At 60.2% G+C, this 14,003-nt stretch carries 8 protein-coding genes; all 8 read right to left on the bottom strand.

All coding sequences use genetic code 11. The features are described from left to right. Window positions 1-2 precede the first annotated feature (2 nt). The gene (pglZ, locus tag BN940_RS13265; RefSeq protein WP_242404198.1) at window positions 3-2,339 is read right to left on the bottom strand and encodes a BREX-1 system phosphatase PglZ type B; all 2,337 of its coding nucleotides are present in this window, start codon (window positions 2,337-2,339) and stop codon (window positions 3-5) included. Further along, window positions 2,336-2,731 carry a hypothetical protein gene (locus tag BN940_RS13260; protein WP_043683818.1) on the bottom strand — a complete coding sequence of 132 codons (396 nt, stop codon included), beginning with the start codon at window positions 2,729-2,731 and terminating at the stop codon, window positions 2,336-2,338. Before BN940_RS13260 ends, pglZ begins: the two co-directional genes overlap by 4 nt. Before the next feature lie 10 nt (window positions 2,732-2,741). Next, window positions 2,742-4,256 carry an IS5 family transposase gene (locus BN940_RS13255; protein WP_148304855.1) on the bottom strand — a complete coding sequence of 505 codons (1,515 nt, stop codon included), beginning with the start codon at window positions 4,254-4,256 and terminating at the stop codon, window positions 2,742-2,744. Window positions 4,257-4,355: 99 nt separating this feature from the next. Further along, window positions 4,356-4,727 (bottom strand): HNH endonuclease family protein, encoded by a 372-nt coding sequence (locus tag BN940_RS19065; RefSeq protein ID WP_148304966.1) that lies wholly within the window; start codon window positions 4,725-4,727, stop codon window positions 4,356-4,358. Next, window positions 4,724-6,052, bottom strand: coding sequence for an AAA family ATPase (locus BN940_RS13250; protein WP_043683816.1), 1,329 nt, complete (start codon window positions 6,050-6,052; stop codon window positions 4,724-4,726). Before BN940_RS13250 ends, BN940_RS19065 begins: the two co-directional genes overlap by 4 nt. Window positions 6,053-6,058: 6 nt before the next feature. Then, the gene (locus BN940_RS13245; RefSeq protein ID WP_198408270.1) at window positions 6,059-9,415 is read right to left on the bottom strand and encodes an Eco57I restriction-modification methylase domain-containing protein; all 3,357 of its coding nucleotides are present in this window, start codon (window positions 9,413-9,415) and stop codon (window positions 6,059-6,061) included. Continuing rightward, window positions 9,412-10,341, bottom strand: coding sequence for an Abi family protein (locus BN940_RS18630; RefSeq protein ID WP_084330691.1), 930 nt, complete (start codon window positions 10,339-10,341; stop codon window positions 9,412-9,414). Before BN940_RS18630 ends, BN940_RS13245 begins: the two co-directional genes overlap by 4 nt. A 187-nt stretch (window positions 10,342-10,528) precedes the next feature. Next, window positions 10,529-13,990, bottom strand: coding sequence for a BREX system P-loop protein BrxC (gene brxC, locus BN940_RS13240; protein ID WP_043683814.1), 3,462 nt, complete (start codon window positions 13,988-13,990; stop codon window positions 10,529-10,531). Window positions 13,991-14,003 lie beyond the last annotated feature (13 nt).

Below are 14,003 nucleotides of genomic sequence, written 5' to 3'. Positions count from 1 at the left end.
GCTTAGGGTTCCCCTACCGTGGTGGGCCGTTTTTGGATGACCTGGCCATTCGCAGATAGCACGACGACCACGGCTGCGCAGCCTTCGTTGCCATCATCGGCGACTGCCAGATTGGCCTTGCCGGATTCTAGTCGTTTGGGATTGGCCACAATGCTGGTGTCGGCGCTGGCTGCTTTGGTGCGGATGTCCACCAGCAGATCTGGGGCCGAGCTATCCACCTGCACGATGCAGCGCAGCCCCTTCCAGGTGATGTCTGTAATGGTGGCCTGGATACTTGCGGGGGCGTTCTGGTCACGTCGTAATTCGATGACGGGCACCAGGCTTTCTTGCAGGCTCAGGCCGCCGTGCGCGTATTCAGCACCTGCTACAAACGAGCAGACCCCCGGCGCAAAGGCAATCTGCACGGTGTCACACCAGCTCCATCCGAAGGTCAGCGGCGTGCCCATGGCGCTGCCTTTCAAGACGGCGCATCGGCCCCATCGGGTTTCCGTCTGATGCCGGGGTAATTCGCTTTTGGGCAGGCCACCGGGCAGCAGCAACCAGCCGTGGTCGGTCACGATGCGCAGACAAGTCCAGCCTGCTTCCCACAGTTCGTGCAGGCGCTCCAGGATGTGATCCAGTTGCTGGGACATGTCTTTGGCCAGACGAATTCCGTGCTCGTGCCCATAGTGGTCCAGATCACCTGCTTCAGCCCAGGCTTGGCCCTGGGGGTCACCCGTTTCGGCAGACTTCAGCTTCTGGATGCCGTGTTCGGCCAGGATCCGTTCAAAATGATGGCTGGACAGGGGCTTGCCATCGGCTGCCACGCGTGGGTTGAATTCGGTGTCCTCAGGCTGGCCGGTGATGGCCGAGGTAATCGGCGAACACCACGGTTTGCCCGAGGCTGTGACCGACGGCAGACACGTCCATTGATGGTCGAGGCTGACATTCCCCAGGGCCTGCAGGCGTTTTGCCAGGTGCTGCGCCACGTCATAGCGCAGCCCGTCGATAAAGACCGTGCAGGTGCCCGCCGTGGAGGCCACCGCAGCGGGCCTGGGTAGACCCGCCTGTGCCTGGGCGGCGTGTTGTAGCCGCCGCGCGGATTCTTGCAACCAGGGCAAGTACACCGTGCGCAGTGCCGCGCTGACCGCTTCCGTATCTTCCCGCGTGTGTATGCTGGCCAGGGATTGCAAGGCGGCATCATCCACCTGCCAGCCGTGTTGGGTGTAGGCGCTGGCCAGCTCGTCGGGTGTCGTGCCGGTGGGCAGTTGGCGTGACTGTTCGGCCAGGGCCGCCAGGTGGCCCAGTGCCTGAGCCAGGGGAGCTTGCCCCATGCGGTTCCAGAGCCAGTCGCGGCGCAGGCCGTGTTCCTGCTCTTGTGCGAGGATGGTCTGTCGGGCCTGCTCCGCGTCCATGTCCTTGCAGGCGGCCAGCTGGTAGCGCAGGGCTGCTTCACTGCGTTCGTTGATCTGTGGGTAGGCTGCCTGGATGTCGGGGTCTGGAAACAGGCCCAGATCGGGGGCTTGGACGCGACGCAGCAGTTCAAGCAGGCCCGGGAAGCTGGGCCAAGAGTCTGCGTACAGTTCTGCTACGGCAGCCCAAGGGCCTGATCCTTGTGTGAAGCGCTCGGCGGCCGTGAGGACCCCGTCGGCGATGGGATCGAAGCCAAAATCGGTCTGGCAGCGCTGGACAAAAATGTCCCAACGCACGCCTGCGTACTGGGTTTGAAACGCAGAGGGGGCGTTCATCCAGGCCAGCACGTCGCGGCTGGGATTGGGGGCCATCAGGCTTAGCAACCAGGGCGCGTCAATCGTGCGGCCTTGCAAACTATGGATGTCTTGGGCCAGCAAGACCCCCGCCTCCAGTGCCTGGCGTAAGGCTTCTTGAGTTTCACGGTTCTGGGTAACATTCAACCCCAGACCGCCGTTTTTTGAGCCCAGCCAGGCCGAGATCGTCCAGTCTTTGCCATTGGTTTGACTCCAGAACGCGCCCCGGTATTGCAATTCGGCCAGAGGTTGCAGCGTGCGTGGGCAGCTTTCGATAGCCCGTAGGTCAGTGCGGCCGACGCCGGGCAAGTACAGAATGACGGGGCTGTTTGCTGTCAGTGGGACATCATCCAGTGCACCCGCAAGCGCAGCCTTGAGCCAGATGGCCGGACCGGTGCGGGTGGCGGGGTCATAGTCGCCCAGGGTCAGCAGGTTGGGTATCTGTTCACGAATGGCGGGCAGGGCAGCTTGCCAGACGGATTCTTTGTCTGGCCAGAGGACGGCCGCCACCGGTACGGAGGTATGGGTATTGCCACTGGCGGTGGTGAGCAGTGCGTTTGCGAGCGCCTGGGAAAGGGATGCGGGCATACTCATGACTTGCCTTTGTGTTTTAACCTAGCAGCCCGCCGCTCTTCGCGCGTGGCGTGTTTGCTGAGTACCTGGATGATGGCTTCACAGTAGGGCTGTAGGCAGTCTTGGGCATCAGGGACTTGTAGCGCTTGTATCAAGCGCCGTGCTTGCTGGGCACCCAGCGGTTTTCCTTTCGGGGACAGCCACCCCTTGATGGCGGCTGCGCGGTCGTTCACCAGGCTGGCGTGATCCAGGGCCAGGATTTGAATCGTGTGGGCGCCGTCTGCTGTCGTGCCCTGGATGGCACCGTCAGCGCTGAATGTAAAGTGCGACTCGACGCCGATGCTCAAAGGCGAGACGAAGCCGCCTTGGCTGGGGTCGAAGTCTGCCTTTTTAGTCGTCCCTGAAAAATTCATTTGTCCTGTTTCAGGCCGAATTTCCGGCGATCCGAGGCCACGGATTTCGATAGGGCAGGCAGCCCACCGGATCAACCCAATCGCCTCTTGAGCCCATCATGGGCATCAGGCGTTGAATCTGACGACCAATCCACGCAATAAATCGGCACAAAAATAAAGGGCCGATGCCCTTGCGGGCAATCATGCGCAGCAGCCACTTGATATTGAAGCCTGCCGCGCACAACACCGCATGGATCGCATCACCCGTTTGGCCTTTCAAATGACAGCGATTCATTCCATGATCGCTTTTCAGATGCCCAATGACCGGCTCCACCGCCTGGCGCCGTTTAAGCATTCGGCGCTCCTGGTCGGTGAGACGTTTGAATTTGCCTCGGTGTTTAAGGCTATATTCCGGGATCTCGGCATCAACGCCTCGATAGCCCAGATCCGTGTAGACGGTCTGCGGAGCCACGTCCACCGCCTCCATCAGGATGCGGGACTGCTCCAACTGCTCGGCCAGTGTGTGGCCATCGTACGGATTGCCAGGGAAGCTGCGTGCTCCCACGATCAGATTCCCCTTCAAGGTGGTGACAATGCCCACCTTCACTCCAAACTCATAGGGCGTACGGGCCTTGCCCTTGCTGATGCACTCCACCTCATCGGCGTGCCAGCTGTAGACCTTGTCTTTTCCCTTCACCTTCGCGCCCCGACGGCTCTGAGCCGCGATCTTATGTGCGCGAGCCAATAACGGGTCCAAGGCGTCCTGGATGCTCTGCGCCAGCACCGTCTTGTTGCGCTCAATGTCACGCGCCAGACGGCCCAGAATCGTGCGCTGGCGCTTGATCGTCTTATGCATGCGCCGATACTGCTTGGCATGCGCATAGCGGCCCGCTTTCCTGGCCAGCTCCCGGCCTTCCTTGGCGTAGCTCTGCTTTAACGCAATGCCGTGCGCCTTGGCCGCGCAGGCGATCTTCTGGCGCGCCACCTCCAGCAAACGGCTGTCGGTGGGATGCGCCACCGCCTTGGCTTGCACGGTGCTGTCCACTATCACCGACTGCATCGCCGTGCGCTCGATCAGCCCCAGCTTGATGGCCACCACCAAAGTCTGCACCAGCAGCTCTTCGACGCCTTCCTCACCCAACAGCCCCCGGAATCGGCTGATGGCGCTGGGATCGCACGGCAGGCGATTCTCGAAATACTCCTGCCCCGAAAAATACTGCCAGGTGGGTGCATCGCTCCAGCGTTCGCAGACGCCTTCATCGCTCTCGTTGAAGGTGTGCTTCAGATACAGCAGCGAAATCATCAGCCGCATCGGCAGCCGGGGACGCCCCGCGTTTGAATGGCCGGCCCCTACCACGGCCATCGTCGGGCCAAACAGATCAATATCCTCAACCTGCCGGCCGGTGCGCACCTGACGCGCAAAACGGTGTGCGACAGCCGCCTCCAGTTCCTGCCAAGGAATATGCGTGGCAAGCACCGCCAGGGGTTTACGCAGATCAATCATCTGGTCCAGGCGGCTGCGGAAAAAATCGTCAATCTGACTCATGCGGTTTCGGGGCAATCTCCCAGAAAATGAGCCCCAGCGGGCTGTTTTTGGGGGATTTGATAGTCTGGAGTGGCTTTATTTTACAATAAAATCAATGAGTTATTTATAATTCAGGGCCGATTTTTTATGTGCGCCAAATGGGCAAGCCGCACGGGATTGACTGGGGGGAAAGCACGCCACCATGTTTTGATAGTCGATGTCTTCGCCCGACACTTTGCGGTGTTGCGGCAGGATATGCTCGATATGACAGGCGGCGGTGGTGTCTTGGCCTGCTTGTTGGCAGTCGCGGGCCGTTTTCAGGCGCCGCATGGTGTAAGCGCACAGATGGCCTTGTTCTGCCAACAGCGCCTGGCGTACCGCTTCCGCGGGGAAGCCACCGCCGTGATAGACCAGGTTCTGCGGTGTGGTTTTGTTATTGACCTTCCATTGGATCAGTTCGCGCGGCTCGCCGCGTTTGTGGATGCTTCTCACGAGGCGTCATCCTCCAGCCATTTCAGGCTTTGGATGGCGGCGTCCAGTTCCAGGGTAGCGGGGATATCGCCGGTGCTTGCCTTGAGTGCGTCCAGAGCCACTTGGGCATCCTGGATTTTATCGTGGGCCAGCAGGTGGTGGATGGATTGGATTTGCTGCGCGACTTCCACATTGCGGGCGTCACCTTCCATCAGTTCTTCCAGCACTTCGCTGCTGTCCAGGCCCAGCGCCCGTGGCGCATGTCCCAGCAAGCGCCCATCTTTCAGTAGCATGACGGATTCTGGCTTCAGTTCGCTGATGACTTGGGGCGAGTGGGTGGACAGGATGAATTGGCAGTGAGGGAACACACTTTCCAGCTTGCCAACGACTTCGCGCTGCCAGCGGGGGTGCAGGTGCAGGTCGATTTCGTCGATAATGACGACCCCTTTTCCCTGGTTAGGGTATTGCGCCTGCGGGTTCAGAATGCTCAGCCGCCGAGCCATGTCGCCCACCAGCGCCAGCATATTGCGCTCGCCGTCAGACAGTTGCTCAACGTTGAATTCCTCGTCGTGTTTGCGCAGCGTCATGCGTAATTTGGGCTTTCGGCGGATGCGTAGATCGGTAAAGCCAGTGAACTGCTCGATGGCGCTGCGCGCGGCGTCCAGTTTGGGGTCGCGGTATTCGGGCTGGTCGATACGCGCTTCGTTTTCGGCGTCTTCCAGATTGCGAAACCAGATGAAGAAGCGTTTGAAATCCGCGCCACCGTGGCTCAAGGCGTCTTGATAGGCTTCCTGAAAAGTGTTTTGCAATTTTTCCCGTATCTGCATGGGCACGTCCAATACGGCACGGTTGACGTCATAAAACACGGCCAAGGGCAAAGACGGGAATCCTGATGACGCCTTAGGTTTCCCATCCAAAGGCTGTTGTTTGATCGCTTTGTTCAGTGCAGTCAGCAAATCAATGGACTGCCAACCGATGGCAAGCTGCTTGGCGGTCTTGTTTAGTGCTTCCAAGTCGCTGCGGCGCAGTGGATCGTCTTGTACGTCTTTGACAAGGTTGGTGGTGATCCCCCACGTGACCGGCTGCTTGGAAATACCGACCGCAGTGACTTCAATTCGGGCGAAATCGGCGCCGATATGAATATCATTTGGACTGATCGGACGTGCTTTTTGAGCGTTGCCGCTGATGCGCCAGGTCAGCTGAGACAACGCAATGGCCAAGGCATCCAGGATGGTGGATTTGCCCACCCCATTGACACCCACAAAGGTGGTCGTGCGCTCTGTAAAGTGCACTTCCAGATCACGGATGCCCCGGAAGTTTTTGAGCAGGAGTCGTTCGATGTGCATGCGCAATTACCCCCTGGCGGCCTGTTTCTCAGCCAAACTGAGATGATAATCGTTGATGCGATCCCCTTTGAAGACGGGATACCAGGGGGCACTTTCCACATCTTTGCCGCGATCTTTTTGCCAGGTGATGTTCAGCTTCGGCTTTTTATTGTGGCGCAGCACTTCAGCCGTCATCCAGGGACGGATGTTCAGGCGCACGCCGTCGTTCAGGTCCGGGTTCCAACCGATCGCTTGTTCTGCCAACGGTTTCCAGCGCACGAAAATATCGTAGGGCGCTTCGCCTTCCAGGATCGCCATCAGGCGGTGCTTCAGGTCTTGTGCGGCCGCCAGGCGGGTGGGGGCACCATCGACGCTGCTGCGCACGCCGTCTTCCTGTTGGCGGATCCAGTCGCCCAGGTAGGTGTGGATCAGGCGTTCCAGGTTCTTGGCATCCAGCTTGTGGTAGTTCACCAGGACAGAAAAGCCGTCTTTCAGGCCATCCCAGACATGCCAGATAAAGGGTCGGTGATGGAAAAGCTTTGCGTGCTGCTCGAAGAATTTGTCGCGTAGCCAGATTTCCAGATCCTTGCCCGCGCAGTCGGCATCAGCCAGCAGGTGGTCCAGTACGGCGGGTTTCCAGCTGCCGGGTTGCACGGTTTCCCAGGCGGCGATCAGCAGGTTCAGCAGGCGTTCATGGGCCGGGCGTTCACCGCGCACGGAGGGCAGGCAGACGATGCCATCGTCGTCCACATGCTCGGCCAAGGCTGCGCACCGTCCGATCCAGGCATGCGCTTCATCCGAAAGCGCCATCTCGGGATCCGTTTCTGCGGGCCAGGTGTAGCCCAGCAGGCGCGCTACGGCGACTTGTAGCGGATCGGTCGACGGTTGCGGGTGACCGTGGAACAGCCATTGCGTGGGATCGTCGGAATAAGGCTTAGGCAGGCCGTTGGGGTAACGCTCGGCGGCCACTTGCTGCCAGTGGGCGAGATCGAAGGGTACTTTCACCAGCGTGGCGTTGGTGACGTTCAGCTTTTGATCGATTCGGCGGACCGCTTCGTTGTATTCGGGCGATGAGCAGAAGCACCAGATGGCGGGGAGGTGGACGGGGTCGTGGGGAACAACTACAGCCACGTTTTGGTGAAAGCGAGTCCCAGAAAAATGGTATGGGAATAGAACATGCATGCGATGGATTGCGACGCCTTCTTTCCCTAATGCTTTAAGACCTTTGGTGGGATAGGCAGACGGGAGTGATAGCAGAAGGCCATTTCCTTGCTCCCACCGGACGAGCCATGACATTCCCGCATCAGGCTTGAGTTCTGCTGGTGTTCCCTGCATGAACTCCCAGATGCTTTGATCTCGCTTTGGATGCTCCCAAAATCCACTGGTGAACATTGGGTCGTCACTCGTTTGTAGTCCGACCAAACCATCTGCATAGGAACGCAGTAGCTTGTCACTAATAACCGACTCAAAGGCAATACGCGCATCCGGATTCCCCAACTGCCCCGCCTGTTCCACCGCCACCAATGGGTCTTCGCGCAGCAGCGCCGCCTTTTCCTGTGCGACTTTAGGGGCACTGGCGTCCAGACCATGAAGCACAAAGCCTTCGGCGGCGGGGCGGCGGGTGACCGTGAGCAATTGGACGTTGAAGTCCCACATCGGTGTTTGAAACCCCTTTGCCCCAAGCCGCGCCAGCAAGTTCCACTCCACACGCTTTAATAAGGCCTCTCGCTGCTTCTTGTAGCTGGTCAAGAACAGCCAGTTCTGCGGCATGACAATCTGCACGACTCCGGCGGGGCCTTGGGGCCCATGCACCAGTTCCAGGCAGCGTTCCAGAAAGACATTGGCCAGGTCGTTCTTGGCATCGGGGTAGTGCTGGGCGCAATAGGCTTTTAGTGCGTCGCTCTGTTTGCCCCGCGAAAGGTAGGGCACATTGGTGACGACCAGATCGTAGCGTTGCTCCAGCAGGTGGGCGGCGTCCAATAGACCTTGGGCCGCCAGGGCGGCTTCGTGTTGGGCACTGCCCGCTTCATTGTCCGTGTCATCTTCAATGGCCAGGGCGTCCTGCAGCAGGGTTCGGAGTGTCTCGAAGCTGGTGCTGGCCAGATCGTTCTTCAGGCTGCGGATGGGGTCCAGCAGGCTGCCCAGCAAGGGAGCCTGGGCAAAGCTGGCGTGCAGCAGGCGCAGTTCCTGGCGCAAATAATCAGCCCGAGGGGCGTCATCGGGGACCAGGGCCATCCAGTCTTGTGGGGTGGCGGCGACCTCCAGCCCGCAGCAGGCGATTTGCGGGCTGGGCATATCCTGGCGTACGCCCAGGGCATCGCCCCCTTCGTCCGGGTAACGCCAGGCCTCCAGGGCCAGAGCAAAGACGGCGATTTCCACGCAGCGCGGGTCCAGTTCCAGGCCATGCAGATTCTCGGCCAGCACATGGTCCACGGCATCCAGCGCACTCAGACCCTCAGCGGCCATGCGCATGGGGACCAGCATCAGGAAGGCCGCCACCAGAAAATGGCCTGAACCGCAGCAGGGGTCCAGCAGTTTGAAGTCACGCAAATGCGCGGGCCAGCCTTCAAAGCGCCCAGCCGCAGGCGTACCGTCGTCCGTCATCCGCAGATAGGGCAGTGGTATGGGGCATGGGGTCTCCGGGTGGCGCGTGATCCACCAGGCCCCCAGGGAATTGTGCAGCAGGAAATCCACCATGTACGGCTCGGTAAAGAGCTGTGTGACGGCGGGCAGTTCGTCGGCACCGATTTTGACCTCGGAGGCATTGACCGCGTCCTTGCGTTTGGCTTGCCAGAATTGATACACCCAGCCCAGGCTGTCGCTGGCCTGGAAGACCTCGGCCGGCAGGGCCGCCAGCAGTTTTTCCAGCTGGCGTTGGTGTTCGGGGGCCAGGGCCAGCGCGAACACGGGGCTGCTGGGTTGGAACACCTGCGGCAGCATGCGGGCGGCCAGGATTCCTGCCAGTTCCCAGCGGGTGCGGGCCCCCAGATTGCTGTCCGGGTCGGGGTCTTGTGCCAGGGCCTCGCAGTCTTCCAGCGAGACGGGGGCTCCTGGTTCCCAGAGCAGCAGGCCGTTTTCGGCCAGAAAGCGGGCAAACAGCATGCGGTGCCAGTGCTGATAGGCAATTTCCCAGATCAGGTGTTGCACCGCCTGGGTGTCATCGGCATGCTTTGGGTCCCCTAATGCACGGCCATGCGCCCGCAGGCGGCGGCGCAAGGACCGGCGCTCGTCGTTCAGGTAGTCTGGCGCACGGGATTCAGCGACCGCCAGTTGTTCAATGGCTGCTGTTGCGCCGGTTTCTGCTGCATCACGCGCCGCCTTGACGGTGGCTTCCAGTTGGGTGCGCAGGGGTTTGCTCAAGGGTTGGCGGATGTGAGGCATCATGAATTCCAAAGATCGTCAGCGTCCCAATTGTTGGGAAATCCCATTTCCTGTGGCGGAATGTCCGGGTAAGCCTTCAAGAGATCAGACAAACGGATGGGCCATTCATCGTTCATGTCTACAGGTTTGGTGAACAAGCGCATCACCACGGCGAGGCAGTAATAGCTTCTGGGGTCTGCGAAGTGCGATTGAGCCTGCTGATAGGTTTCTGGAGTCAAGACGAATCGGCGATTCCAGATCCGGCCGTGATGGGCGCAGGTATTTCTCAAAATAGACAGGACATGCAGCCAAGACCCAACCAGCGGGACGCTCAGCCCAAATGTCCTGGCGACTTCTTTTTTGGGGTTGGGCTGTTGGGGGTCAGCCTTTTGGAGATGTTCGTAGATGTTTGACCACTGGCGAAAGGTAATGCACTCTGCGACCAGCCAGCTGGGAGGCAGCAGCGGGTCGGTATATTTCGCGTAGTAATGCTGTGCGAACAGGTCTTTGCTGCGGTGGGTGTCGCGTTCAATATCAGCCAACAGCTTGCCGATTTGAAAGGGGACAGGTTTTCCGCGAGGTCCAGGGGCCTGCCCTAAGACCTGCTGTGGATGGTTGATGTACCAAAACGGCCCGTAGTGCAACGACATGTGGTTGCTGATGACCGTACGAATAGCGACTTCGATTCGTTCCAGCTGACCTAATGTAATACGGCGGAGTTCGCGGTCAAAATCGTACCTGCGGATGATGTCATCGAACGTCACGCCGGGCCTGAACATGCGTTGGCCGTTGGCTGCTGTCATCAAGGATAGGGCATATCCACGCAAGCGGAAATAGCCCACAAATTGCAGCGCATTCAGCGCTGCTGGTTCATCTTTGATGATAAGGCCCTTGTCTCGCCAGCGAGCCAATAATTGGGCCTCAGAGAGAGCCTGCTTGGTGTATTTCATCAGCAGGCCCTACAAAAGAGAAACCCGCCCTGGGAGCACTGTACCGACGCTTGCGCGCCGACCTGAAGTGTGGCGGGTGTTGTTAGGCACATTGTAGCATCGCTTGCACCAAAGAGCGCAAACAAAAAGTGGATGGAAAGCACTTGGTCGCAGGCTTGTCCCTCTTGGATCAGTCGATGGGTGAGGGTCATAGTGCCACAGGGCCTTCTTGAATTTTTGCGTGAAGCAGGGCGCTGACTTCGTCCAGCCAGGCCTGAATTTCAGCCGCATCGTTCAGGGTGCGGCGTGGCAGGGTCACGGACACCACGTTGGGTTTGAGCAGTTGTACGGCGGCCATGCGGGCGGCGGTAAAGCGGTTGGGCAGCGCCTGCGTGCGCGACGCCCAGTGTTCCAGCCCGCAGGTGTCCAGGGCATCCTGCAGCCGCTCAGTGGACGACAGGTCGGGGATGGCTTCGGCATCTAGGTTGTGCGCGTGGCGCAAGGTTTGCTGTTGTGTGGGGTCCAGCTTTTGCCAATCGGCATCGGCCTGTAGCTGGGCATCCGCTGCCTGGTACGCTGCCTGGTAGGCGTGTAGGTGTTCATTCAAGGCCGTGCGCAATAGCTGCACGGTTTGGTCTAGCACCGGCCGCACCGGGTCGGGCTGTGCCAGGAGGCTGCGCTGCGCCCGAATCGCTTCGGTTTCAGCGTGCAGGGTGTCATACGGCCCCAGGTGTTTGGCGTGATCCAACAGGGTGATCAGTTGCTGCCAGGCAGGGAGGCGTTGAGCAATGGCCTGGGCAGTTGCAGTCCAGGTGTGCGCCAAGTCGATCAGGTCTTGCTGGTGGGTATAGAGCGCCAGCAGTTGGGCGTTGCCTGATTCTGCCGCCAGGTTGTCGATCAGGCTTTGGTCGGCGGCCTCAGGGGCCGGTGCCGGGCCGCTGGCGTGCTGGGCCAGCTCGCGCAGTTTGGCCAGCAGTGTGGGGGTTTTCTGGGCTTCTTCCTTGGGTTGGCAGGGCACCCCCGCTTCGGAAAACAGCTTGCGGATTTTGATCAGCTGCGGTGGGGTGATGGTAATGCTTTCACGCTGGAAGTGTGCCTGGGTCAGCTTGGCACGATCCAGGCTTTTGGCATCGACTGGCCGCTGGGCGGCGTCGTGGGCCTTGAGGTGCCCACAGGCCAGCAGGGCGTAGAGCGCCCCGTCGATGGCATCGCGCGGCCAGCCATAGGGCGGCGCATCAAAATGATCGCGGATTTCATTGCCGCGCTTGCCTGCGCCGATAAAGTCCAGGATTTTTTTGCAGACTGGGTGCTGGTCGGCATCGCGGGTATGGCCCACGGCCTTCAGGGCTTCGAGGTTGCCTTTGCGGGCTTCGTCCAGCACTTTGTTCCAGTGGGTTTGGTCGGCCAGATCAAACTGACTGTACAGCCGGATGGCCGAGGCCTGGGCGGCTCGGCCAATACGCTGGGCCAGGTCGGTGCCTTCAGTGATTTCGGTGCCCCCAGCCTGGAAGACGCGGGCGTCTGCGACCAATTTGTCCAGGATATTGGCCAGATTGCGTTCGGCGGTGACCAGGCGGGTTTCCATGGATCGCTGGGCGTCGCGGCCTTCTTCGGTGGTGGGGCTACCCTTGCGCTGCAGCGTCGTGCGGGCAGCTTCCAGCGTGACGAGCGTATCGGCCAGTTCGGTTTTGTGCTGTGCTGGCAGATAGATCAAGACAGTGGGGTCGCTGGCCTCCAGGCGGCGGGCTTCGGCCAGTACGGATTTTTCTTCGGTTTGCCAGCCATTTTGAATCCACAGGATCACGTTCTGGGCATGGTCGCGCGGCAGGGTTTCATCGTAGCTGGGGCGCAGGCTGCGCTCGGTGTGATCCTGACCCTGAGTGACGCGTACTTTTTTCAGCACGTCACCCAGGCGGGTGCGCAAGGCTTCGGCGCGTTTTTGTTCTACCTGCTGCGGGGCCCCTTTCAGTTCGGCTTCGTGGGCACGGAAGGTGTCATACCATGAACCTGACTCGCGGGTTTGCAGACGGTATTCGGTCCCCTGGCTGCCCGATAAGGCCATGATCAGGCGGTCGTCTTGCTGCAATTGGGTCAATAGATCGGGCAGTTGCTTGCGCAAGGACGCCGAGCCCTCGGCCAGATCTGTGACCAGTAGATCGGCCAGCACGTCTTCGGTGGCCTTCAGACCCAGGTCCAGGGCCGTATCAGCGGGCAGCTTGTTGATCAGGTAAATCAGTTTCAGCACGCGGGCTTTGAGCGGCTGCGTGCCGTCACCCGCAGCAAAGCGCTCGACGTAATCGAAAATTTCCTTGGGGAGCTGCGCCGTGGAGACCAGGTTGGCGGCGATCTGGTCGTACAGAAAATCACCCGCGACCACATGGCCCAGGGGGTCTTTCGCGGTAGCCAGCACCGCTTCGTGGACCACTCGCAGTTGGCTGCGCAACTGCGAAACCGTGCCCGTCGCGTCGATGGTGCGTAGGATTCGTTCCCAGAACCGGCGCCGCACGGGCAGCAGGGGATAGTCGGAGGTCATCACCTGCTCGTCGTCGGTGGCGTGTTCCAGTTTGGTGCCGCGCAAGTGGCGCGAGATCTCGCCCAGGTTGTTGCGCCAGACGGCCTCCACCGCCGGTTGTGCCGAAGGCTTTTTGGCCAGGATGATGCGCCGGGTGACGTGCTCGACGTCCCAGTCACCCAGCATGATGGGCACCGGGAAACGCCCCATCAGGCGTTGCAGGTTCGGCATGCCCGATAGCGCCGACTGGCCGGTGCCCACAAACAGCAGTTTGCCGTTGAAGTGCTTGGTCAGGGTTTCAGTGACTTCCTGCACTTGAAACGCACGTTCGGCGTCGGTGCCAATGTATTGCTGCACTTCATCCAGCACGATGAGTGTCAGGGGAAACTTGCCGTCCAGACTGAGCGTGGATTCGATGCTGCGGATGAGTTCGTCGCTGCTGATGTCGGTGACTTGCGGGAATTGTTCTTTGATCAGTTTGCGGACATCGGCTTCGGAGCCTGCCAAATCAGGCCGTGCGGCCAATAGGGCGCGGGCCAGGTGGCCCGACACATACATATGGGGCAGTTCCTGGGTCAGGCTACGGCCTGCAGCCTGCAGACTGTCTTGTACCGGGGCGAGGAGGTTTTCCTGGTTTAACCACAGAACCAGCTGCGCCTGGTTGTAGGCTTCAGGCAGGCCCTTGGATTTAAACAAGATGCCCAATAGCGCCAGGCGGACTTTGTCGCCCGCTCCGGCCCCCAGTTTGCCAGCGGCCGCGTGCAGCCCGCCGTAGCGCTTGCCCTGGGTGGAGAGTTCAGCCAGGTGATCGCGGATGGTGTCGGGCAAGACGGCCAGGCTGCGAGCGGTAGCCCCATCGTCGAAGGTGTAGTCCGTCCAGAGCGTGCGCAGCATCTTCGCCAGGTGGGATTTGCCACTACCGTAAAAGCCGGAAATCCAGATCCCGGGCTGTTCGGTGTTGCTGTCCAGATTGCGCAGGAATTTTTCCAGGATGGAATCCAGGCCTTTGGCGTACTGGCCATCGCAGACAAAGGTTTCCAGCTCGTAGCGCAGGATTGCCTGGGCGGCTTGCGAGTGGTCTTCCGAAACTTCGGCCACCCCGTGGTTCACCAAATGGGTCGCTTCCGGGGCTTTTTGGTAGATTTCTTGATTGAGCATGGCAGGTGAATGA

It is taken from the genome of Castellaniella defragrans 65Phen, from assembly GCF_000612685.1.
GTDB classification, from domain to species: Bacteria; Pseudomonadota; Gammaproteobacteria; order Burkholderiales; family Burkholderiaceae_B; genus Castellaniella; species Castellaniella defragrans.
Note: the sequence above shows the minus strand (reverse complement) of the source record. Positions and strands in the feature narration are given on the sequence as shown.